The following is a 20,906-nucleotide window of genomic DNA, read 5'->3' on the forward strand; positions in this document are numbered from 1 at the left end:
GCGACAGTCGAGCCATGGACAACACCACTCCCTCCCACCCGACCGCGGCCGACCACGCGGTCGACGCGTCCGGACTGGTCAAGCGGTTCGACGACTTCCGCGCGGTCGACGGTGTCGACCTCCAGGTGCGACGCGGCGAGGTCTTCGGCGTGCTCGGACCCAACGGCGCCGGCAAGACGACGATGCTCTCGATGCTCGCCACCCTGCTGCCGATCGACGGTGGTAGCGCCCGGGTCTTCGGCGTCGACGTGGCCTCCGACCCGCACCGGGTGCGGCAGCTCGTCGGCGTCACCGGCCAGTACGCGTCGGTCGACGAGAATCTCACCGCGGCGGAGAACCTCTACCTCTTCGGACGGCTGCTCGGCCTCTCCCGCGTTCACGCCCGTACCACCGGGGCCAACCTGCTCGAGCGCTTCGGGCTGACAGGAGCCGCCGACCGGAAGATCGCCCAGTTCTCCGGTGGCATGCGCCGACGGCTCGACCTGGCCGCATCCCTCATCGCGCGCCCGCCGTTGATCTTCCTCGACGAGCCGACCACGGGCCTCGACCCGCGCACGCGCGGCCAGATGTGGGAGACCATCCGCGAGCTGGTCGCTCAGGGATCGACCATCCTGCTCACGACCCAGTACCTCGACGAGGCCGACCAGCTCGCCGACCGGATCGCCGTCATCGATCGTGGCCGCAAGGTCGCCGAGGGCACCTCCGACGAGCTCAAGTCCTCGGTCGGCAACTCGACCCTGCAGGTGCGGCTCACCGACCGCGACGCCGCTGGGCACGCCGCGACCGTCGTCGAGAGGGTGCTGGGCGAGTCGCCGGTGCTCACCCCGGAGGCCGGCGGTCTGAGCATCGCGCTGCCCGACCCCAACCGCGCGGCCGACGTCCTCATCGCTCTGCGGGAGGCGGCCCTCACCATCAACACGGCCGCGGTCCAGCAACCAACACTCGACGAGGTCTTCCTGGCCCTGACCGGCCACCACAGCGAGCACGACACCGACATCGAGAACGAGGAGGTGGCCTGATGGCGACCCAGACCCTGCTCCCCCCGACCGACGCCGCTCCCTCGGCGCCCGCGCTGTCGGCGCGGCCATCACTCCGCGAGACCGTCAACCAGACGCTCGCCATGGCGTGGCGGGCGACCAAGAAGATGCGCCGGAACCCCGAGCAGTTCTTCGACGTGACGCTGCAGCCGCTGTTGTTCACCGCGATGTTCGCCTACATCTTCGGCGGCGCGATCTCGGGCAGTGTCAGCGACTACCTGCCGATCGTCATCCCCGGCATCCTCGCCCAGACCGCTCTGACGACCTGCATGGCGATGGGCACCCAGCTGCGCGAGGACATGGACAAGGGCGTCTTCGACCGGTTCCGGTCACTGCCGATCGCCCGGATCGCGCCGCTCGCCGGGCCGGCGCTCGCCGACGTCATCCGCTACACGATCGCCTCGACCCTGACCATCCTGGTCGGCCTGGCGATGGGCTTCCGGCCCGGCGGTGGCGTGCTCGGCACCATCGGCGGCTGGGCGCTGACGATCTTCGCCGCGTGGTCGCTCGCGTGGATCTTCACCTGGCTCGGCACCGTCGCCCGCTCGGCCCAGGCGGTTCAGGGGATCTCGCTGATGATCATGTTCCCGCTCACGTTCCTGTCCAACGCGTTCGTGCCGGCCGAGACGCTGCCCGGCTGGCTCGAGGCGTTCGTCAACGTCAACCCGGTCTCGCACGTCGTCACCGCCTGCCGTGACCTCATCAACGACGGCGCGCTGACGGCCGAGGTCGGCTGGGCCGTCCTCGGTTGCCTGGTCGTGGTGGCGGTCTTCGCACCGCTCGCGGTGCGGTCCTACTCGAAGAAGATCTAGTACAAGCGCTCCAACAGCGCCCGGACCTCTTCCTTGAGGTCCGGGCCGCGGCGCTCGCCGTACTCCGCGGCGAGGCGGGCGAGCCCACCCGGGGCCGCGGACTCGGCGGCGTCGACCACGGCGTTCCAGGACAGCGTCGGGTAGAACCGGTTGTAGGCGAACCGGTCGGCCAGCACGAGCAGCCGCAGCGCGTCGTCGGCCGGCTGCGTCCTTCGGTGCAGTCCCCAGCTCCCGAGTGCGAACAGGGCGATTCCGACGACCGGGTAGTCCACCCAGGGGGTGGTGCCGTCGAGCAGACGTGGTACGACGGCCGCGAGCTCGTCGTGGAAGCCCTGCGCCTCGCCCGCCTCGCCGTACCGAGCGTGGGCGACGACGGCGATGGATCGGCCGAAGACGACCCACGGCGTGGCGTCGGTCGCAGGGACCCCGGGGAACCGGATCGTCTCGAGCTCCTGAGCCGCTTCCCGGGCCAGTCGCAGACCTTCGGTCACGTCTCCGCACGCGAGGGCAAGCTCGGCACGAGCCGAGAGGACGGTGCCGGCCGTGCCGAAACCGGTCGTCCGGCGCGGGTGGGCGTCGATCCGGGCGATGACCCGCTCCGCCTCCTCGAGGTCGCCCTCCTTCACGGCGACCATCGCGAGCAGGGCCTCGCACTGGAGCGCGTCGTCCTCGGCTCCGATGCGCCACAGCACGGGGAGCGCCTGCCGCAGGTGCGCCTCGGTGGCGTCCGCCTTGCCGAACTGGGCGTGCAGCCCCGCGAGCTGGGCATGCAGGATGGCCCGGCTCCACGGTCCCTGGGCATCGTCGACGAGCGTCAGGGCCTGCTCACCGTGCTCGATCGCGGCTTCGGGGTCGCCGGCGTTCTCGGCCTCGCGTCCGAGCCACTGGAGGGTGATCGCCCGGACCTGCGGGTCGGGGTCGTCGAGAAGCGAGCGGGCGACGGCGGGGTCTTCGCCCGGCCCGACGGCCAGCGTCACGAGGACCATCGCCCGCAGCGCCGGGCTGCTGGCATCCGGCCCGAGCGCGCGGAGCAGCGCGAAGACCTCCTCGGTCTCGGGGAGCGAGGCCATGGAGGAGTTGATGAGCGCCATCGACCAGGTGGCCCGTGCCTCGTCTGCGTGCTCGGCCGGGGGCGTCCAGTCCCGAAGGGCATGGAGGAGCGGTGCGACCAACAGGATGACGCGGGCGTGGTCGCCGCGCAGCGACCAGTAGGCGCCGAGTCCGGCGAAGAGGGTCACGACCGCCTCCGGTGCCGGCTCGGCGAGGGCCTGCCGGAGGGCGTCGGCGAGGTTGTTCTCCTCGGCTTCCATCCGGTCGATGGCGTCGTACTGGTCGAGGCTGAAGATCCGCTGACCGTGCTCGCGCGCGAAAGCCACCGCCCACGCCCGGTGGGCTACCCGGGCCGCCGCCTCCTCTCCCACCTCGGCGAGCCGGGTGCGCCCGAACTCCCGGACCGTCTCGAGCATCCGGTAGCGCACTCCGCCGCCCCCGGTGTCGGTGACCGTGAGCAGCGACTGGTCGACGAGGCGCTCGAGGGTGCCGATCCCGTCCGCGCCGAGCACGCTGGTGGCGGCGTCGGCGGTGAAACCGTCGTGGAACACCGAGAGCGTGCGCAGCGCCCGCTGCTCACGCTCCTCCAGCAGGACCCACGACCACTCGATCACGGCGAGCAGGGTCTGGTGGCGGTCGGGTGCGGTGCGGTCGCCGCCCCGCAGCAGCGCGAACCGGTCCTCGAGGCGCCGATCGATGTCGTCGACGCTCATCGCCCGGACCTTGACCGCCGCCAGCTCCAGGGCGAGCGGCAGCCCGTCGAGCCGGCGGACGATGCGGTCGACCGCCTCAGCCGGGGTCGCGACGCCGGGGCGGGCGGCCTCGGCCCGCTCCCGGAACAGGCGCGCTCCGTCGTCCGGGTCGAGCCGGCCCAGCGGGAACACCTGCTCGGCTGCGATCGCGAGCGGTGCCCGGGTCGTCGTCAGCACCCGCAGCGTCGGGACGGTCGCCACGAGGAAGGCGACGAGGTCGGCCACCGCTGCGACGAGGTGCTCGCAGTTGTCGATCACGAGCAGGGTCGGTGCGGTGTCGAGGTGCTGCGCGATCCGGGTGCGGACGTCGCTCCGCTGCGCGGGACTCAGCACCCGCCGCCCGGTGACCGAGTCCCGGACGCCCAGCACCGAGCCGACCTCGCCGACGACATCGGCAGGGTCGGCGACGCCGACCAGCTCGACGACGTGGACGACCGGCTGGTCGGCTCCGGCCGCCATCAGCTGGGCGAGCCGGGTCTTCCCGAGTCCGCCGGGCCCGAGGATCGACACCACGCGGTGCTGCTCCACGGCGCTGCGGAGCGCGCGGAGGTCGTCGTCACGGCCGACCAGGCTCGAGGCGTAGTGGCGGATTCCCGACCGCACCGGCCGGTCGCGGGCCAGCAGCTCGAGGTGGAGGGCCTGGAGCGCGGGACCCGGGTCGACTCCCAGCCGATCGGCCAGGTCGGCGCGGTGACGCTCGTACCGGTCGAGAGCGGTCGGCACGCCGCGGACCGCGGCCTCGGCCCGCAACAGTGCGGCCAGCACCTCGTCGTCGTGCTCGGCGCGCTCGAGGAGGGGCAGCGCCTCGTCGTACCGGTGCTCGGCGGCCAGCCGCAGGCCCAGGGGTCGCACCGCCCACGCGTCGACGTCCTCCGGCCCCAGGTCGAGGCGGTAGCCACCCGCGGTGCGGGAGATTGCTTCGGCGGCCGTCGCAGACCGGGCGCGGGACACCACGACCTGCAGCGCCTTGGCCGGGTGGGCGGGTACGTCGTCGATCCCCCACACCTCCTCGACCAGCCGCGCGTCGGAGACCGGGCGCCCGGTGGCTGCGACGAGCGCGCGCAGCAGGGCGTGCGTGCGCTCCCCGGGGACCGGGCGTCCGTCCCAGGTGACCTCCTCGAGGACCGTGAGCCTCACCGCCGGGCGGAGCCCCTCGTCGCCCCAGCCAGCCGCTCGGTCATGCGCGCTGCACGGCTCCGACCCTCTCGGCCGCCCGGGCGACCGCGGCGTCGCGAGCGGCGCTCGTCTCGGTCTCGGTGAGCGTCCGGTCGGGCGCGCGGAAGCGCAGGGCGAAGGCCAGCGACTTGCTGCCCTCGCCGATCTGCTCCCCGGTGTAGACGTCGAACAGCCGCACCGACTCGAGCAGCTCGCCGGCGCCCTCGCGCAGCGCGGCCTCGACGTCGGCGGCCGGCACGTCGTCGGCCACAACCAGGGCGACGTCCTCCTTCGCGACCGGGAACGAGGAGAACGACGGGCCCGGGATCACGACGGCCGCGTTCGCCATCACGACGTCGAGGTCGACCTCGAGCGCCGCGCTGCGGGCGGGCAGGCCGAGCTGGACGCACACCTGCGGGTGCAGCTCGCCGGCGTGGCCGACCTCGACGCCCTCGACGAGGAGCCGCGCGCACCGACCGGGGTGCCAGGGCATCCGGGCGCCCTGGCGCACCTCGAGCGGCGTGCCGAGCTCGTCGGCGAGCAGCCGGGCGAGGCCGACGGCGTCGGACCAGTCGGCGTTGCGGCCGGCGCCCCACCAGCCGGCGCGTTCGCGCTCGCCGGCGACCACGACGGCCAGGTGCAGGGGCTGCCGGGGCAGGGCCTCGAAGAGCTTCGGCAGGTCGGCCTCGTCGGGACGGCGGTCGACGCCGTAGATCGGCGCCGGACCGCGGTCGACGGGGAACGCGACGGTGCCGGTCTCGAACAGCGCGACGCCGGGCGCGCCGCGGCCGACGTTGCGAGCGGCGGCCTTGAGGACGCCGGGCAGCAGCGTCGTGGTGTACGCCGGTTCCTCCGCGGACAGCGGGTTGGCGAGCGGCACCGTGTGTCGCCGTACGTCGTCGTCGGGCAGGCCGAGCGCGTCGAAGGTCGCCTCGCCGACGAACGGGAAGCTGACCACCTCGACGCAGCCGGCTCCCGCCAGCGTCCGGCCGATGCGTCGGCGGAGCTGCTGGGTGCGGGTCAGGCCGCGGCCGGTCGCCTCCCGCGGGACCACGGACGGGACCTTGTCGTAGCCGACGATCCGCACGACCTCCTCGACCAGGTCGAACGGGTCGGTGATGTCGGGGCGCCACGGCGGTGGGGTGACGGTGACCCCGTCGGCATCCGCGTCGACGGTGGAGCCGATCGCGCGCAGGTTGGCCACGACGGTGTCGGCACTGATCGGGATGCCGCTGATCCGTTCGGGGAGGTCGTAGCCGATGCGCACGGAAGGCTGCTCGGGAGCCGTCCCGATGACCGTGACGCCGGGGCCGGCGGTGCCGCCGCCGAGCTCGACGAGGAGCTCGACCACGCGGTCGGCCGCAGCCGCGCAGATGGTGGGGTCGACGCCGCGCTCGTTGCGCTTGCCGGCCTCCGAGCTGATCTTGTGCCGTTTGCCGGTCCTGAACATCGAGACGGCGTCCCAGTGAGCGGCCTCCACCAGCACGTTGGTGGTGGTCTCCGACATCTCGGTGGTCTCGCCACCCATGACGCCGCCGAGGCCGATGATCCCCGAGTCGTCGGTGACGACGAGGTCCTCCGGCGAGAGCGTGCGCTCGTTGCCGTCGAGCGTCGTCATGCGCTCCCCTTCGGCGGCGCGACGGACCCGGATGGTGCCCTGCAGCTTGTCGAGGTCGTAGCCGTGGATCGGACGACCGGTCTCCAGCATCACGTAGTTGGTGATGTCGACGGCCAGCGAGATCGGTCGCATCCCGGCGTGCGTGATGCGCTCGGCCAGCCAGCCCGGGGTCGAGGCCGCCGGGTCGAAGCCGGTGACCGTCCGGGCGACGAAGACCGGGCAGCCGACCGGGTCGTCGACGACGACCGGGTAGCCGTCGTCGTTCGCGTCCGGGACGTCGCGGGCGGCCGGGTCCCGGAACGGGGCGCCGAAGGCGAGCGCCGCCTCGCGGGCGATGCCGCGCAGCGACAGCCCGTAGGCGCGGTCGGGGTTGATCTCGAACTCGATCACCTCCTCGCGGAGGCCGAGCACGTCGAACGCGTCGTCGCCCGGCTTCCCGGCATCGGACGGCAGCACGATGATGCCGTCGTGGTCCTCGCCGATGCCCAGCTCGCGGGCGGAGCAGATCATGCCGGCCGAGACGTGGCCGTAGGTCTTGCGCGCGGAGATCTCGAACCCGCCGGGGAGCACCCCGCCGGGGAGCACGACGACGACGAGGTCGCCGGGACCGAAGTTGTGCGCGCCGCAGACGATGCCCTGCGGCTCGCCGGTGCCGTTGGCCTCGCCGACGTCGACGGTGCACCAGTTGATGGTCTTGCCGTTCTTCTGCGGCTCGGGCTCGGCCGTCAGCACCTGGCCGATGACGAGCGGGCCGGAGATGCCGTCGGCGGCGCTGTGGATCGCCTCGAGCTTGAGCCCGAGGTCGGTCAGCCGGTCGGTGAGCTCCTCGGTCGTGACGTCGGCCGGCAGGTCGACGTACTCCTTGATCCAGGAGAGCGGTGCCTTCACAGGATCAGAGCTCCGTTCCGAATGCGGTCGTGAAGCGGACGTCGCCCTCGAACAGCGCGCGCAGGTCCGCCAGGTCGTGCCGGAACATCAGGGTCCGGTCGATGCCCATGCCGAACGCGAAGCCGGTGTAGCGCTCGGGGTCGACCCCGCAGGCCGTCAGCACGCGCGGGTTGACCACGCCGCAGCCGCCCCACTCGATCCAGCCCTCGCCGCGGCAGGTGCGGCAGGAGGCCGGGTCCACGCCCTTGCAGACGAAGCACTTGAGGTCGACCTCGGCCGACGGCTCGGTGAAGGGGAAGTACGAAGGACGGAAGCGGGTCGTGATGCCCTCGCCGAACAGTCGCGAAGCGAAGTGGTCGAGCGTCCCCTTGAGGTGGGCCATGGAGATGCCCTCGTCGACCGCCAGGCCCTCGACCTGGTGGAACATCGGGCTGTGGGTGGCGTCGTACTCGTCGGTGCGGAAGACCCGGCCGGGGCACACCACGTAGATCGGCGGCTCGCGGTCGAGCATCGTCCGGGCCTGCACGGGCGAGGTGTGGGTCCGCAGCACGACGCCGCTCTCGGTGCCGCCCTCCCCCGCCGTCCAGAACGTGTCCTGCATGGTGCGGGCCGGGTGGTCGGCGCCGAGGTTGAGGGCGTCGAAGTTGAGCCACTCCGCCTCGATGACCGGCCCCTCCGCGACCTCCCACCCCATGGCGACGAAGATGTCGGCGATCAGTTCCGAGCCGGTCGTGATGGGGTGGCGCGCGCCGGCCGGGATGCGGTCGGTGGGAAGTGTGACGTCGACGGTCTCCTCCACCAGGATCCGCGCGGCGTGCTCGGCCTCCAGCACCTCCTGCCGGGCGGCGAGCGCCTGGTTGACCTCGCCCCGCGCGCGGCCGACCCGCTGCCCGGCCTCCTTGCGGGCCTGCGGCGGCAACGCCCCGATCTCGCGGTTGGCGAGCGCGAGCGGCGAGCGGTCGCCCGCGTGGTCGGTGCGGACCCGTTTCAGGTCGTCGAGGTCGGCGGCTGCGGCGATGGCGGCGAGGGCCGCGTCGCGCGCCGCGTCGACCTCCTCGGGCTGCACGGCGGCAACCTCCACGGGGTCGTAGTCGGTGTTGGGTCCGGACACGGACGTCAGTCTAGGAAGCGACCACCGGTGGCAGCGAACCGGTTACCGACCGTGGACGGGCCAGGTCGCGGTCACCGACGCGCCGCCGCCCGGCCGGTCCTCGATGAGCACCGTGCCGCCGTGCGCGCGGACCAGGCCGTTGACGATGTAGAGCCCCAGCCCCGACCCGCCACCGGAGCTCGCTGTCCAGAACTTGGTGAAGACCCGCCCGCGGAGCTCCGCGGGGATGCCGTCGCCCTCGTCGGTCACCGTGATGGCGACGTAGGAGGAGTCGGCCCCGTCCGGCGCGATCGTCACCGTGACGTCCCCTTCGCCGTGCCGGACGGCGTTCTCGACCAGGTTGGTCACGACCTGGGTGACCTTGTCGGGGTCCGCCGCGATCGGCGGCACCTCCTCGGTGTGGAGCGTGATGGTGCGCGAGGTGGCCGCGTGCCGGACCGACGCGACGACCCGCTCCGAGAGCTGGACGAGGTCGCACGGGCGCGGATGCATCTGCAGCCGTCCGGTGTCGATGCGCGCGACGTCGAGCAGCTCCGCGATCAGCCGGGACAGCCGGTCGGCGTCGGCGGCGACCGTGGTCAGCATCAGCTTCTTCTGCTCGTCGTTGAGCTGCTCCCACCGGTTGATGAGCGCGTGCACGAAGCCGCGGACCCCGGTCAGCGGCGATCGCAGCTCGTGCGCGACGGTCGCGACCAGGTCGGAGCGCTCGCGGTCGAGCCGGGCTCGCCCCCGCCCCGACCGCAGGCTGACGGCCACCATCTCCACCGGCCCGCCCCGTTCCGCGCGGTGGAGGGCCGCCGCGACCAGCACCTCCGTGCCGTCCGGCAGGAGCCAGGTCTGCTCCGGGATCGCCTTGCGCGACGGCAGCCCGGCGTACGGCGCGTTGCTCTCCACCCACCCGTTGCCGTCGTGATCGCTCAGTGCCAGCACCGCGACCAGCGGCATCCCGGTCAGGTCCTCGGTGATCCCCAGCATCCGCCGCGCCGCGGCATTGGTCACCAGCACTCGCCCGTCCGGCCCCGCGACCACCACCCCGTCGGGCAGGGCGTCCAGGACGTCGAGCGGCATGCGCTCGATGCTAGTCGGGGCGCTGCTCCTCGCCCCATCGCCCGAGCGCGACGACCGCCTCGCGCAGGGCGAGGCCGCGGTCGGTCAGCGCGTAGGCCCGGGTGTTGTGCCGCAGCGGCAGCCTCGTCGAGACGGCCGAAGAGGAGTCGTTACGCGGCGGGCGCCGCGCTGCGCTTGTCGAGCTTGCTCTTGCGCCAGGCGCAGAAGGCGATCGCGACGAGGAACCCCGGCCAGCTCAGGAAGAAGCCCAGTGTGCCGCCCCATGCGTCGTTCCGGACAGCCGGGTGTCGGTGGGTGTACCAAGCCCCCACCGGCGCTGCCGCCAGGAGGACCAGCATCACGATGACGGAGGCGAGAACGTCCACGGCTGGAGGCTAGTGGTCGCCGGCCGAGTCCGCCGTGGAGTTGCGACATTGGAGTTCTGCTAACCCGCGAAGCTCGGTACGTCACCCCGTCCGGTCCGGCCACGCCACCATGGTGGAAGCGAGGCGCGGACTTCCGCTGTGCGCGTGATCTGGCCATCCTGGGTCCATGAGGTTGGGCAGCGCGATCCCGGCACTCCCGGTCCGGGACGTGCCCCGCGCGGTCGAGCACTACCGGGCTAAGTTCGGCTTCGAGGCGGTGCACCAGGACGACGGGCTCGCGGTCCTGGTGCGCGACGACCTGCGGCTGCACCTCTGGTATGCGGACGACCAGGGGTGGCAGCTGCGCCCGGTGGACGACATGCTGGACTCCCCGGTCCGAACCGGTGCCGAAAGCTTCCTCGCCGGAACGGCCAGCTGCCGGATCTCCGTCGAACCACGTGAGGCCATCGACGAGATCTACTCGGACCTTGCTGCTGCCGGAGTGCTTCACCCCACGGACGCGGGCGCGCCACGTGACACCGACTTCGGCACTCGAGAGTTCGCTGCCCTCGACCTCGATGGCAACTTGCTCGAGTTCTACTGCTGGACAGGGCCCGGCTGAGCGCCGGTCGCCGGTTCGCGGAGGTGGAGCTCGATGCGGGGTCCGTCGTAGAACTCTCCGATGATGTCGCCGTCGCGTTCGCGGACCAGGTTGATCCGGGCGGTGCCGTGGCGGGTGACCATCCGGGCCAGGCCGTGCGGGGTCACCCAGCGGTAGGCACCAGGTCGGACAGGTGATCAGCCGCGCTGCACCCGCGCGCTCGCGTAGAGACAGACTGCCGCGGCCGTCGCCAGGTTGAGGCTCTCGGCCCGTCCGTGGATCGGGATCCGGACGCGGTGGTCCGCGAGCTCGGCGAGCCCGGCGGGAAGGCCCCAGGCCTCGTTGCCGAACAGCCACGCGGTGGGCGCGGCGAGCAGCTCGTCGGCGTCGTAGAGGTCGACCTCTCCCCCGCCCTCGGCGGCGAGGACGGTGAGGCCCGCCTCCTGCGCGGCGCGTACGGCGAGCGCCGGGTCGCGCTCGACGGCGACCGGGACGTGGAAGAGGCTGCCGACGCTCGCGCGGACCGTCTTCGGGTTGTAGGCGTCGACGGAGTCGCCGGCGAGCACGACACCTCCGGCGCCCGCGGCGTCGGCGGTGCGGATGATCGTGCCGGCGTTGCCGGGGTCGCGGACGTCGGCGCAGATCGCGACGAGTGGTGCGGCGAGCGCTCCGGCCAGCGGGACGTCCAGGTGCTCGACGACGGCGACCAGGCCCGCGGGGGTGACGGAGTCGGAGAGCAAGTCGAGGGCGCGGCTCTCGACCAGGGTGACCCGACCGTCCGGGAGGCCGGCGAGGAGGCCGGCGTGCTGCTCTGCCGCGGCGACGGTGGCGAACACCTCCATCACGCGGTCGGGCACCTCGAGGGCGCCCTCGACGGCCTTCGGGCCGTCAGCGAGGAAGAGCCGCCGCTCGGTGCGTACCGAGCGGCGGCTCAACTTCCTTGCCTCCTTGACACGAGCATTGCTCGCGGCGAGGGGCGTCACGGTCTCGACAAGCTCGACCAGCGAGAGATCAGGCCGAGGCCTGGGCCGGAGCGTTGACGTCCTCCGGCAGCGCGGCCTTCGCCTGGGCGACCAGTGCCGAGAAGGCAGCCGGCTCGTTGACGGCCAGGTCGGCGAGGATCTTGCGGTCGACCTCGACGCCGGCCAGGTTGAGGCCCTGGATGAAGCGGTTGTAGGTCATGCCCTCCGCGCGTGCGGCGGCGTTGATCCGCTGGATCCACAGGCGACGGAAGTTGCCCTTGTTCTTCTTCCGGTCGTTGTAGCTGTAGACCAGCGAGTGGGTGACCTGCTCCTTGGCCTTGCGGTACAGGCGCGAGCGCTGGCCGCGGTAGCCGCTGGCGCGCTCGAGGGTGGTCCGACGCTTCTTCTGCGCGTTCACTGCGCGCTTGACGCGTGCCATCTTCTTCTACTCCTTGTTTCGAATGCTCGGTTGCAGCTGCGGAGGCCGGTCAGAGACCGAGCATTTTCTTCGCACGCGGGACGTCGTTCTTGGCGACCTCGGTGGTGCCGGTCATGCGGCGGGTCACCTTCGACGCCTTCTTCTCCAGGTTGTGGCGCTTGCCGGCCTTCTCCCGCAGGATCTTGCCGCTGCCCGTGACCCGGAACCGCTTGCTGGCACCGGAGTGCGTCTTGTTCTTCGGCATCTCTTCTTCTCTTCTCTACAGGTCGATGTCGGGATCGAGGGCTTCGTTGGCGCGCTTCTGCTTCTTGTGGGTCGAGGGCTGGTGGGCGACGCGCTCGGCGTGCTCGGCTGCCTTCTCCGCGTCGCGCTCGGCGGCGGCCTCCACCTTGGCGGCCTTCACCTCGGCCTTCGCCTCGGCCTTCTTCTTGTTGGGACCCAGGACCATGATCATGTTGCGGCCGTCCTGCTTCGGGGCGGACTCCACGAAGCCCAGCTCCTGGACGTCCTCGGCCAGCTTCTGCAGCAGCCGGAACCCGAGCTCGGGGCGGTGCTGCTCGCGACCGCGGAACATGATGGTGATCTTGACCTTGTCGCCGGCCTTGAGGAACCGCACGACGTGACCCTTCTTGGTCTCGTAGTCGTGCTGGTCGATCTTCGGCCGGAGCTTCATCTCCTTGATGATGACGTTGGTCTGGTTCCGTCGTGCCTCACGGGCCTTCTGGGCGTTCTCGTACTTGAACTTCCCGTAGTCCATGAGCTTGCAGACGGGCGGCTTGCCCATCGGAGCGATCTCGACGAGATCCAGGTCGGCCTCCTGGGCCAGCTTCAGTGCCTGGTCGGTCGGGACGATCCCGACGGTCTCGCCGTTGGGTCCCACGAGTCGGACCTCGGGTACCCGGATCCGCTCGTTGATACGCAGCTCGGTGCTGATGTGTCCTCCAGTGTGGTTGGTGCCGGGATGGTCCCCGCGTCCTCGGTGAGGTACCCGAAAACGAAGAACGGCTCCCGCTCATCAAGCGGAAGCCAGTCGCGACACCCCGTTCGCCGCACGCTCACGCGCACGACCAGGTCTCATGGACCGGACCCGACGACCTGTTCTGCTAGGCGGTCGATGCGGGTGGGAGATGTGTTGCCTGATCCCCGCTTGTGGATCAGCCACCCGGGGGTGACTGATCGGTCAACGGAGGATGTTACCGGAATCATTCCCCCGGCGCAGAATCCGCGTCGCCGTCGGCACCGGTCGCCGGCTCGTACGGCGAGTACGTGGTCGCGCCCTTCTTCGGGTACGTCGCCCGCAGGGGCCGGTGCGTCGGCTCGGCCGTCGCCCGACCGCGCCACGAGGTGAACTTCCAGACCGCCCGCGGCGGCGGGGGCTCGTACGGGGCGGCGGGTGGGCCGGCGAGCTCCTCGCTCCGTACACCCAGCGCGCCACCGGTGAACAGGCGCAGCAGGACCAGTGCGTCCCCGATCAGGAAGACAGCCAGCCCCGCCAACCAGCTGATGGCGAGGCCGACGCTCACCGCGACGGCAACGACGGCGACCCACGCGATGGCCAGACGCCTCCGTGCCCTGGACGCGGCCATCGACGTGCTCATGGGTCGATCATCTCGCGCTTGACGCGTCGCTGTCAGCCTCTTCGCTGCCGGCGAGCCACGCCCAGCCCCCGTCCTCCAGGCGCACCGGGCGCCAACCGGCTGCCAGCCGGTGCAGGTCCTCCCCGGCAACCGCGAACAGGTGCGGGCTGCCCAGGTCGATCACGAGCGCGTCGGCGCCCTCCTGGACGGCGGTCGCCGCGGCGAGCGGCGCGGCGACAGGCACCGGCCGGGCCTCGGGGTCCCAGGCGCGCATCGCGTCGGTGCCGGTGAAGGCCAGCAGCCCGCGCCGGCCGTCGGGTGCTGTCATCAGCACCGTGGCCATGTCGCTCGACTTGTCCCGGGCCAGCCCCGCGTCGTCGACCTCGACCTCGCCGAGCAGGGCGACGACCGGCACCAGCAGCCGGGATCCCGCCACGGCGGCGAGCGCCGCCGGATACGGGTCGGTGCCCGCGGCGTACGCCCGCAGTGCGGTGAGCAGAGCGGGTGCGGCCGACCCGTCGTCGTCGACGTACGACGAGCCCTGGATCAGGCGCTGCTTCGGGTGCTCCTCGGCCACCGGTGCATCGTCCCACCGGCCGTGTCGCGAAGCCGCATCCGCGGCACCCCCGTGAAACGATGCGCGGGTGGTGTCCGACTCGATCTCCCGCAACCGGCTGGCGGCCAGGCTCGACGCCGCTGTCCGGGCGAAGGACGAGCCGCTGCCGACCCCGGTCTTCGTGGTGGACGTCGACGCGTTCGACGCCAACGCCGCCGACCTGGTCCGGCGCGCCGCCGGGAAGCCGATCCGGGTCGCGTCGAAGTCGCTGCGCGTGCCTGCCCTGATCCGCCGCGCGCTGTCGCACGACGGGTTCCGGGGCGTGCTCTCCTACACGCTCGCCGAGGCGCTGTGGCTGGAGGAGCAGGACGTCTGCGACGACATCGTCGTCGCCTACCCGACCGTCGACCGCGCCGCCCTCACGCGCCTGGTCGCCTCCCCGCGGGCTGCGTCGCGGATCACCCTGATGATCGACGACGTCGCTCACCTCGAGCTCGTCGACACCGTCCGTGCCTCCACCGCGGTGCCGGTGCGAGTGGCTATCGACGTCGATGCCGGCCTGCTCGTCGGCGGTCGCCACGTCGGGCCCAAGCGCTCGCCGCTGTACGACGCCCGCGACGTGGTCGCGCTCGCACGCACCGTGCTGGAGCGACCCGGGTTCCAGCTGGCCGGCGTGATGACCTACGAGGGTCAGGTCGCGGGGGTCCCGGACGCCGTGCCGCGGCAGCGCGCGAAGTCGCTCGTGGTCCGTCGGCTCAAGGACGCCTCGGTGTCCCAGCTGCGCGTGCGTCGTACCGAGATCGCCGAGGCGCTCCGCCCGGTCGCCGAGCTCGGCTTCTGGAACGCGGGCGGATCCGGCTCGCTCGAGACGTCGTCGGCGGACCCGGTCGTGACCGAGGTGACGGCGGGCTCCGGGCTGCTGGTCCCTGGCCTGTTCGACCACTACCAGGCGTTCGAGCCGCGCCCGGCCTCGTTCTACGGCCTCCCGGTGACCCGACGCCCGTCCCCCGACGTGGCGACGGTCCACGGCGGCGGCCTGGTCGCGAGCGGCACGGGCACCGCGGACCGGCTGCCGGTGCCGTGGGCTCCTGCAGGTCTCCACCTCACCGGCCTGGAGGGAGCCGGCGAGGTGCAGACGCCACTCACCGGCCACCCGGCCGCGCTGCTGAAGATCGGCGACCTGGTGTGGTTCCGCCACGCCAAGTCCGGTGAGCCGTTCGAGCACACGTCGACCGTGCAGCTGCTGTCCGGTGAGAGGTTCGCCGAGAGCGTCCCCACCTACCGCGGGCATGGCCTCGCCTTCTGAGCCTCCGGGAGCGCCACCCGTCCCGGGCTCGCCGGAGGAGACCGCCCGGGTGGTGCTCGACCTCGCCCTCGGGCGACGGCCGACGCTGGGTGACACCCGGCTGGTCGCCATCGACGGGCCCGCCGGCTCCGGCAAGACCACGCTGGCCGCTCGCGTCGTCGACCTCGAGCCGGAGGCGCGGCTGGTCCACATGGACGACCTCTACGACGGCTGGCAGGGCCTCGGCTCCGTCTCGCGCCAGCTCAGCACCCTGATCCGCCCGCTCGCCCTCAGGAAGCCCGGGTTCTACCGCCGTTACGACTGGCTCCGCGGCGAGTTCGCCGAGACCGTCGACGTGGAGCCGCCTCCCCTGCTGGTGCTCGAGGGCGTCGGGTCGGGCGGAGCCGAGCTGGACACGCTCATCACCGTGCTGGTGTGGGTGACCGCGCCGCGGCCCCTCCGACGGGAGCGCGGCCTCGCCCGCGACGGAGAGGCGATCGCCCCGCACTGGGACGGCTGGATGCGGCAGGAGGACGCCCACTTCGCCGGCCAGCGCACCGCCGAGCGCGCCGACCTCGTCGTCGACGGCACCGGCGCCCGCCCCGCCGTACGGAGGAACCGGCGCTAGAGGTGGTCCCGGTCCGGGGCGGCCGCCAGGTCAGCGAGCGTCGACGAGCGCACGCAGCTCCGCGACCTGGCTCTGCGCACGGCCCCCGTCCGAGGCGTGGATGCCCATGGCCGAGATCGTCGTGCCGTCATCGAGGTCGAGCTTGGGCCAGGGCGCTCCGGGCGGCATCGAGACCCGCACCACCTGCGCCCACTCCAGGGTGCGCTTGCGGTAGCCGTTGACGACGACCAGACCGGCCTCGCTGGCGCTGATCCGGGACCGGGCCAGGCCGTTGAGCAGCGCCACGCCGCCACCGACGAAGAGGATCACGGTCGCGCGTTGCAGCCCGCTCACCTGGCCGCGGGTGTAGTCGTCGAAGCTGAACCAGAGCCAGGCGAAGCCGCCGATCAGCACCACGGCGAACAGTGCCGCGGCGATGCGCGGGCCGAAGGGCCGCCAGGTCCGCGGGAGCTCGGTGCCCGTCATGCCCGTCACAGCCGGCAGGCGTGGATGTCGGTGAGCAGGATGGCGCGGGCCCCGAGGTCGTAGAGCTCGTCCATCAGCCGCTGGGCACCGTCACGGGGGACCATCGCACGAACGGCGACCCACCCCTCGCGCTGCAGCGGCGAGATCGTCGGCCCCTCCATCCCAGGCGTCTTCGCCACCGCCGCGTCGACGTTCTCGATGGCGATGTCGTAGTCCATCATCACGTAGCCCCGGGCCACGAGGACACCGTCGATGCGGCGCTTGAAGACCTCGAACGCCGGCGACCCGTTGCCGACGCGGGAGATGAGGACCGCCTCGGACTCGAGGATCGGCTCGCCGAAGACCTCGAGGCCGGCACGGCGCAGGGTGGTGCCGGTCTCCACGACGTCGGCGATCACGTCCGCGACACCGAGCTGGATGCTGGTCTCCACCGCGCCGTCGAGGCGTACGACGTGCGCGTCGATGCCGCGCTCGTCGAGGAAGGCCTGCACGATCCCGGTGTACGACGTCGCGATCCGCTTGCCGGCGAGCTGGGCGAGCGCGTCGTGCTCCCCCGCGGGGCCGGCGAACCGGAACGTGCTCCGGCCGAACTGCAGCGGCATGACCTCCTCGGCCTTGGCGCCGGAGTCGAGCAGCAGGTCCCGGCCGGTGATGCCGACGTCGAGGGTGCCCTCGCCGACGTACAGCGCGATGTCGCGCGGGCGCAGGTAGAAGAATTCGACGTCGTTCTCGGCGTCGAGGAGCCGGAGCTCCTTGGTGTCGGTGCGCTGCCGATAGCCCGACTCGCGGAGGATGTCGGTCGCGGCGGCGGAGAGCGAGCCCTTGTTCGGGATCGCGATCTTGAGGCGGGTCATGGTGGCTCTCTCAGAGGTGTGCGTAGACGTCGGAGGGTTCGAGCCCGAGGGCGAGCATCAGGACCTGGACGTGGTAGATCAGCTGGCTGATCTCCTCGGCCGCCCGGTCCTTGCCCTCATGCTCCGCGGCCATCCACGACTCGGCGGCCTCCTCGACCAGCTTCTTGCCGATCTGGTGCACGCCGGCATCCAACGCCGCCACCGTGCCGGAACCGGCGGGCCGGGTCTGCGCCTTCTCGCTCAGCTCGGCCCAGAGCTCGTCGAACGTCTTCACAGGGGTCAAGGCTACGGCGTGCGCCGCTTGACTTTGCGCAGGGTCTGAGCGGTGAGCAGCGCAGCGGACGTGGCCTCGTAGCCCTTGTCCTCCTTCGACCCCTCCAGCCCGGCGCGGTCGATGGCCTGCTGCTCGTCGTCGCAGGTGAGCACGCCGAAGCCGATCGCGACCTGGTGGTCGAGCGCGACCCGGGTCAGCCCGTCGGTCGCCGCGTTGCAGACGTAGTCGAAGTGCGGCGTGCCGCCGCGGATGACCACGCCGAGGGCGACGACGGCGTCGTACCCCTGGTCGGCGAGAGCGGCCGCGACGACGGGCAGCTCGAACGTGCCGGGCACCCGGACGACGACCGGGGCCTCGACCTGGTGGTCGCGGAAGGCGCGCTCGGCGCCGGCGATCAGCCCGTCCATCACCTCGGTGTGCCAGCTCGCGGCGACGACGGCGACCCGCAGGTCGTGGCAGTCGATGGGCTGTGCGGTGGGGGCGCCGTGTCCGGCCATCAGTTGACTCCTGCTCCGAGGTCGGTCTCCAGGTCGGGGAGGTGGTGGCCCATCCGGTCCCGCTTGGTGAGCAGGTAGGCCAGGTTGTGGTCGTTGGGGTGCGGGGTGAGCGGCACCCGCTCGGTCACCTTGATGCCGTAGTCCTCGAGGTTGGTGACCTTGTCGGGGTTGTTGGTCAGCAACCGGACCTGGCCGATGCCGAGGTCGCGGAGGATCTGGGTGGCCGCGCCGTAGTGGCGCGCGTCGGCCGGCAGGCCCAGGTCGAGGTTGGCGTCCACGGTGTCGCGACCGCCGTCCTGGAGCTGGTAGGCCTGCAGCTTCGCGACCAGCCCGATGCCCCGGCCCTCGTGGCCGCGGAGGTAGACCACGATCCCGCGGCCCTCCTCGACGATCCGGTCCATCGCCTCGTTGAGCTGCGGGCCGCAGTCGCACCTGCTGCTGCCGAAGACGTCGCCGGTGAGGCACTCCGAGTGCACCCGGGTGAGCACCGGCTCGCCGTCGGCGAGGTCGGCCGTGTCGCCGTACACGAGGGCGACGTGCTCGCTGCCGTCGACGGTGATCGTGTAGCCGTAGGCGGTGAAGTCGCCGTGGCTGGTGGGCAGCCGGGTCTCGGCCTCGCGGACCACGTGGAGCTCGGTGCGGCGGCGGTACTTGACGAGCTCCTCGATGGAGATCATCGCCAGGTCGTGCTCGTCGGCGAACGCGCGCAGCTCGGGCGCCCGCTTCATCGTGCCGTCGTCGTTGACGACCTCGACGAGCACGCCGGCGGGCGTCAGCCCCGCGAGCTTCGCCAGGTCGACCGCGGCCTCGGTGTGGCCGCGTCGCACCAGCACGCCGCCGTCGCGGTAGCGCAGCGGGAAGACGTGGCCCGGCCGGGTGATCTCCCACGGCTCGGTGGCGGAGTCGGCCAGCACCCGCGCGGTGTGGGCGCGGTCGGCGGCGGAGATCCCGGTGGTGACGCCGTCGCGGGCGTCGACCGAGATCGTGTACGCGGTGCGCATCTTGTCCTTGTTGTGCGGCGTCATCAGCGGGATCTCGAGCCGGTCGAGCATCGCTCCCGGCATCGGCACGCAGATCACGCCGCTGCTGTGGCGGATCGTGAACGCCATCAGCTCGGGCGTCGCCTTGGCGGCGGCGAAGATGATGTCGCCCTCGTTCTCGCGGTCCTCGTCGTCGACGACCACGACCGCCTTGCCGGCCGCGATGTCCGCGATGGCCCGCTCGACGGGATCCAGTCGCACCTTGCTGCTGTGGCTGATGGGGTCGGTCATTTGATCAACCTTTCGACGTGCTTGGCGATGATGTCCGCCTCGAGGTTCACCGGGTCGCCCGGCTGCTTGAAGCCGAGCGTGGTGCGGGCGAGGGTCTCGGGGATCAGCGAGACCACGAAGGTCTCGTCCTTCAGCTCGGCGACGGTCAGCGAGACGCCGTCGACGGTGATCGAGCCGTGGAGGACGACGTAGCGGCGGATCGGCTCCGGCAGCTCGATCTCGACCAGCTCCCAGTGCTCGCCGGGCGTGCGGGAGACGATGGCGCCGGTGGTGTCGACGTGTCCCTGGACGATGTGCCCGCCGAGCCGGGTCTGCGGGGTGCAGGCGCGCTCCAGGTTCACGCGGTGGCCGACGGCCAGCGCGCCGAGCGAGGTCTTGTCGAGGGTCATCTTCATGACGTCGGCGGTGAACGATCCCCGCTGCTGATCGAGCTTGTCGAGATCCGCGACCGTCAGGCAGCAGCCGTTGACGGCGATCGAGTCGCCGAGAGCGGCGTCGATGGTGACGACGCCCTCGACGGTCAGACGTACGGCGTCGGACTGCTCCTCGATGGCCGTGACGGTGCCGAGCTCCTCGACGATGCCGGTGAACATCAGCGCTCCTCCTCGGGACGCAGGGTCAGGCGGAGGTTGATGAGCTCTCCGTCCTCCTCGGGCAGCAGCACGACGGTGTCGACGAGGTCGAGCCGCCGCGCGTCGCCGATGCTGGTGATGCCGAGCTCGCCGACGGCAGACCTGCCGGCGCCGAGCAGCAGCGGTGCGACGTAGGCGACGACCTCGTCGACCACCCCGGCCTCGAGGAACGCCGCCGCCAGGGTGGGGCCACCCTCGAAGAAGACGTGGTGCCGCTCGTGGTCGGCATAGAGGGTCTTGAGTGCCTCGATCGGGTCGCGGGTGCGGAGGTGCACGGTCTCGGCGGCGTCGTCGAGGACGCGGCGGTCCGCGGCGAGGTCCCGCTCCCCCATCACGACGCGCAGCGGCTGCTGCGGGAGCGGCCGGTCGTCGGCGTCGCGGACCGTGAGCTGCGGGTCGTCGATCTCGACCGTGCCGGTGCCGACGAGCATCGTGTCGCACAGCGCGCGCAGGACGTGGGTGTCTCTACGGGCGGTGACCGAGGTGACCCACCGCGAGCTGCCGTCGGCAGCGGCACTGCGGCCGTCGAGGGTGGTCGCGAACTTCCAGGTGACGAACGGCCGGCCGTTCTCGTGGGCGAAGGTCCACGCCCGGTTGAGGGCGCGGGCGTCGTCGACGAGCAGTCCGTGCTCGACCTCGATGCCCGCGTCCGCGAGGGTCTCGAGCCCGCCGCCGGCGACCGGGTTGGGGTCACGCTGGGCGACGACCACCTTGGCGACGCCGGCCTCGATGAGCGCCTGGGAGCAGGGGCCGGTGCGGCCGGTGTGGTTGCACGGCTCGAGCGTCACGATCGCGGTGGCGCCGCGGGCGCTGTCCCCGGCGGCCTCGAGCGCCTCGACCTCGGCGTGCGGCGAGCCGGCGCCGCGGTGGAAGCCCTCGCCGACGACCGAGCCGTCGGGGGCGAGCAGCACGCAGCCGACCCGCGGGTTGGGGCCGAGCGGCACGCCGGGCGACCCCGCGAGACGCAGCGCGCGCTGCATCGCGTCGTACTCCTGCGCGAAGGTCTCCGCCACTGCTGTCCTCTCGGTCG

24 protein-coding genes are annotated in these 20,906 nt (G+C 72.1%); 5 read left to right on the forward strand and 19 right to left on the reverse strand.

From position 1 onward, the window contains the following. Nucleotides 1-14: 14 nt before the first annotated feature. Both DJ010_RS10020 and DJ010_RS10025 read left to right on the forward strand, forming a co-directional pair. Nucleotides 15-1,019, forward strand: a complete 1,005-nt coding sequence (locus DJ010_RS10020; RefSeq protein WP_109693552.1) for an ATP-binding cassette domain-containing protein — start codon at nucleotides 15-17, stop codon at nucleotides 1,017-1,019. Then, nucleotides 1,019-1,849, forward strand: a complete 831-nt coding sequence (locus DJ010_RS10025; protein ID WP_109693553.1) for an ABC transporter permease — start codon at nucleotides 1,019-1,021, stop codon at nucleotides 1,847-1,849. The genes DJ010_RS10020 and DJ010_RS10025 overlap by 1 nt, the downstream gene beginning before the upstream one ends. Here DJ010_RS10025 and DJ010_RS10030 read toward each other — a convergent pair. From DJ010_RS10030 to DJ010_RS10055, 5 genes are all read right to left on the reverse strand, one after another. Then, entirely contained in the window at nucleotides 1,846-4,788 is a 2,943-nt protein-coding gene (locus tag DJ010_RS10030) for an ATP-binding protein (RefSeq protein ID WP_109693554.1), read from the reverse strand. The two genes, DJ010_RS10025 and DJ010_RS10030, sit on opposite strands and share 4 nt — an antisense overlap. Nucleotides 4,789-4,828: 40 nt before the next feature. Next, nucleotides 4,829-7,312 (reverse strand): phenylalanine--tRNA ligase subunit beta, encoded by a 2,484-nt coding sequence (pheT, locus tag DJ010_RS10035; RefSeq protein ID WP_109693555.1) that lies wholly within the window; start codon nucleotides 7,310-7,312, stop codon nucleotides 4,829-4,831. A gap of 4 nt (nucleotides 7,313-7,316) precedes the next feature. After that, nucleotides 7,317-8,423, reverse strand: a complete 1,107-nt coding sequence (pheS, locus tag DJ010_RS10040; protein WP_109693556.1) for a phenylalanine--tRNA ligase subunit alpha — start codon at nucleotides 8,421-8,423, stop codon at nucleotides 7,317-7,319. Nucleotides 8,424-8,465: 42 nt separating this feature from the next. Further along, on the reverse strand, nucleotides 8,466-9,491 hold the full coding sequence (locus DJ010_RS10045) for a sensor histidine kinase (RefSeq protein WP_109693557.1): 1,026 nt from the start codon (nucleotides 9,489-9,491) through the stop codon (nucleotides 8,466-8,468). 149 nt (nucleotides 9,492-9,640) lie between these two features. Further along, nucleotides 9,641-9,856, reverse strand: coding sequence for a hypothetical protein (locus tag DJ010_RS10055; protein ID WP_109693558.1), 216 nt, complete (start codon nucleotides 9,854-9,856; stop codon nucleotides 9,641-9,643). A 166-nt stretch (nucleotides 9,857-10,022) separates the two neighbouring features. Here DJ010_RS10055 and DJ010_RS10060 point away from each other — a divergent pair, with 166 nt between their 5' ends. After that, nucleotides 10,023-10,457, forward strand: coding sequence for a VOC family protein (locus DJ010_RS10060; protein WP_109693559.1), 435 nt, complete (start codon nucleotides 10,023-10,025; stop codon nucleotides 10,455-10,457). Here the strand turns inward: DJ010_RS10060 and DJ010_RS22065 are convergent. The 7 genes from DJ010_RS22065 to DJ010_RS10090 form a co-directional block, all read right to left on the reverse strand. Further along, nucleotides 10,433-10,603 (reverse strand): hypothetical protein, encoded by a 171-nt coding sequence (locus DJ010_RS22065; RefSeq protein WP_158282993.1) that lies wholly within the window; start codon nucleotides 10,601-10,603, stop codon nucleotides 10,433-10,435. The two genes, DJ010_RS10060 and DJ010_RS22065, sit on opposite strands and share 25 nt — an antisense overlap. A 30-nt stretch (nucleotides 10,604-10,633) precedes the next feature. Further along, nucleotides 10,634-11,419: a TrmH family RNA methyltransferase gene (locus DJ010_RS10065; RefSeq protein WP_439331693.1), complete on the reverse strand. Its 786-nt coding sequence runs from the start codon at nucleotides 11,417-11,419 to the stop codon at nucleotides 10,634-10,636. 28 nt (nucleotides 11,420-11,447) lie between these two features. Then, on the reverse strand, nucleotides 11,448-11,837 hold the full coding sequence (gene rplT / locus DJ010_RS10070) for a 50S ribosomal protein L20 (protein WP_109693561.1): 390 nt from the start codon (nucleotides 11,835-11,837) through the stop codon (nucleotides 11,448-11,450). Nucleotides 11,838-11,886: 49 nt separating this feature from the next. Further along, nucleotides 11,887-12,081, reverse strand: a complete 195-nt coding sequence (gene rpmI / locus DJ010_RS10075) for a 50S ribosomal protein L35 (RefSeq protein ID WP_109693562.1) — start codon at nucleotides 12,079-12,081, stop codon at nucleotides 11,887-11,889. 15 nt (nucleotides 12,082-12,096) lie between these two features. Further along, the gene (infC, locus tag DJ010_RS10080) at nucleotides 12,097-12,717 is read right to left on the reverse strand and encodes a translation initiation factor IF-3 (RefSeq protein WP_245927414.1); all 621 of its coding nucleotides are present in this window, start codon (nucleotides 12,715-12,717) and stop codon (nucleotides 12,097-12,099) included. A gap of 322 nt (nucleotides 12,718-13,039) precedes the next feature. Continuing rightward, on the reverse strand, nucleotides 13,040-13,435 hold the full coding sequence (locus DJ010_RS10085; protein WP_109693564.1) for a hypothetical protein: 396 nt from the start codon (nucleotides 13,433-13,435) through the stop codon (nucleotides 13,040-13,042). Between the two features lie 7 nt (nucleotides 13,436-13,442). Then, nucleotides 13,443-13,991: an SseB family protein gene (locus DJ010_RS10090; RefSeq protein WP_109693565.1), complete on the reverse strand. Its 549-nt coding sequence runs from the start codon at nucleotides 13,989-13,991 to the stop codon at nucleotides 13,443-13,445. A 67-nt stretch (nucleotides 13,992-14,058) separates the two neighbouring features. On the opposite strand from DJ010_RS10090, the gene DJ010_RS10095 reads away from it, so the two are divergent. Further along, a complete protein-coding gene (locus DJ010_RS10095) occupies nucleotides 14,059-15,276 on the forward strand; it encodes an amino acid deaminase/aldolase (protein WP_211318736.1) in 1,218 nt (405 codons plus the stop codon). A 49-nt stretch (nucleotides 15,277-15,325) separates the two neighbouring features. Further along, the gene (locus tag DJ010_RS10100) at nucleotides 15,326-15,883 is read left to right on the forward strand and encodes a nucleoside/nucleotide kinase family protein (RefSeq protein WP_245927416.1); all 558 of its coding nucleotides are present in this window, start codon (nucleotides 15,326-15,328) and stop codon (nucleotides 15,881-15,883) included. Between the two features lie 30 nt (nucleotides 15,884-15,913). Here the strand turns inward: DJ010_RS10100 and DJ010_RS10105 are convergent, their stop codons facing one another. From DJ010_RS10105 to ribD, 7 genes are read right to left on the reverse strand one after another with little or no spacing between them, the layout of a single operon-like run. After that, nucleotides 15,914-16,348: a PH domain-containing protein gene (locus DJ010_RS10105; RefSeq protein WP_109693566.1), complete on the reverse strand. Its 435-nt coding sequence runs from the start codon at nucleotides 16,346-16,348 to the stop codon at nucleotides 15,914-15,916. A 5-nt stretch (nucleotides 16,349-16,353) separates the two neighbouring features. Then, nucleotides 16,354-17,202 (reverse strand): ATP phosphoribosyltransferase, encoded by an 849-nt coding sequence (hisG, locus tag DJ010_RS10110; protein WP_109693567.1) that lies wholly within the window; start codon nucleotides 17,200-17,202, stop codon nucleotides 16,354-16,356. Between the two features lie 10 nt (nucleotides 17,203-17,212). Further along, entirely contained in the window at nucleotides 17,213-17,476 is a 264-nt protein-coding gene (locus DJ010_RS10115; protein ID WP_109693568.1) for a phosphoribosyl-ATP diphosphatase, read from the reverse strand. A gap of 11 nt (nucleotides 17,477-17,487) precedes the next feature. Continuing rightward, nucleotides 17,488-17,973, reverse strand: coding sequence for a 6,7-dimethyl-8-ribityllumazine synthase (gene ribH / locus DJ010_RS10120; protein ID WP_109693569.1), 486 nt, complete (start codon nucleotides 17,971-17,973; stop codon nucleotides 17,488-17,490). Then, a complete protein-coding gene (locus DJ010_RS10125) occupies nucleotides 17,973-19,244 on the reverse strand; it encodes a bifunctional 3,4-dihydroxy-2-butanone-4-phosphate synthase/GTP cyclohydrolase II (protein WP_109693570.1) in 1,272 nt (423 codons plus the stop codon). Before DJ010_RS10125 ends, ribH begins: the two co-directional genes overlap by 1 nt. Next, on the reverse strand, nucleotides 19,241-19,837 hold the full coding sequence (locus DJ010_RS10130; RefSeq protein ID WP_109693571.1) for a riboflavin synthase: 597 nt from the start codon (nucleotides 19,835-19,837) through the stop codon (nucleotides 19,241-19,243). The genes DJ010_RS10125 and DJ010_RS10130 overlap by 4 nt, the downstream gene beginning before the upstream one ends. Beyond that, nucleotides 19,837-20,856: a bifunctional diaminohydroxyphosphoribosylaminopyrimidine deaminase/5-amino-6-(5-phosphoribosylamino)uracil reductase RibD gene (gene ribD, locus DJ010_RS10135; RefSeq protein WP_109693844.1), complete on the reverse strand. Its 1,020-nt coding sequence runs from the start codon at nucleotides 20,854-20,856 to the stop codon at nucleotides 19,837-19,839. Before ribD ends, DJ010_RS10130 begins: the two co-directional genes overlap by 1 nt. Nucleotides 20,857-20,906 lie beyond the last annotated feature (50 nt).

This window comes from Nocardioides silvaticus, from assembly GCF_003160695.1.
In the GTDB taxonomy this organism is placed as follows: Bacteria; Actinomycetota; Actinomycetes; order Propionibacteriales; family Nocardioidaceae; genus Nocardioides; species Nocardioides silvaticus.

Excerpts from the sequence above, each read along its gene's own strand:
- DJ010_RS10020 (WP_109693552.1), top strand. The coding sequence starts at position 15 with ATGGACAACACCACTCCCTCCCACCCGACCGCGGCCGACCACGCGGTC.
- DJ010_RS10025 (WP_109693553.1), top strand. The coding sequence starts at position 1,019 with ATGGCGACCCAGACCCTGCTCCCCCCGACCGACGCCGCTCCCTCGGCG.
- DJ010_RS10045 (WP_109693557.1), bottom strand. The coding sequence starts at position 9,491 with ATGCCGCTCGACGTCCTGGACGCCCTGCCCGACGGGGTGGTGGTCGCG.
- DJ010_RS10060 (WP_109693559.1), top strand. The coding sequence starts at position 10,023 with ATGAGGTTGGGCAGCGCGATCCCGGCACTCCCGGTCCGGGACGTGCCC.
- rplT (WP_109693561.1), bottom strand. The coding sequence starts at position 11,837 with ATGGCACGCGTCAAGCGCGCAGTGAACGCGCAGAAGAAGCGTCGGACC.
- rpmI (WP_109693562.1), bottom strand. The coding sequence starts at position 12,081 with ATGCCGAAGAACAAGACGCACTCCGGTGCCAGCAAGCGGTTCCGGGTC.
- DJ010_RS10085 (WP_109693564.1), bottom strand. The coding sequence starts at position 13,435 with ATGAGCACGTCGATGGCCGCGTCCAGGGCACGGAGGCGTCTGGCCATC.
- DJ010_RS10105 (WP_109693566.1), bottom strand. The coding sequence starts at position 16,348 with ATGACGGGCACCGAGCTCCCGCGGACCTGGCGGCCCTTCGGCCCGCGC.
- hisG (WP_109693567.1), bottom strand. The coding sequence starts at position 17,202 with ATGACCCGCCTCAAGATCGCGATCCCGAACAAGGGCTCGCTCTCCGCC.
- ribH (WP_109693569.1), bottom strand. The coding sequence starts at position 17,973 with ATGGCCGGACACGGCGCCCCCACCGCACAGCCCATCGACTGCCACGAC.
- DJ010_RS10125 (WP_109693570.1), bottom strand. The coding sequence starts at position 19,244 with ATGACCGACCCCATCAGCCACAGCAGCAAGGTGCGACTGGATCCCGTC.
- DJ010_RS10130 (WP_109693571.1), bottom strand. The coding sequence starts at position 19,837 with ATGTTCACCGGCATCGTCGAGGAGCTCGGCACCGTCACGGCCATCGAG.
- ribD (WP_109693844.1), bottom strand. The coding sequence starts at position 20,856 with ATGCAGCGCGCGCTGCGTCTCGCGGGGTCGCCCGGCGTGCCGCTCGGC.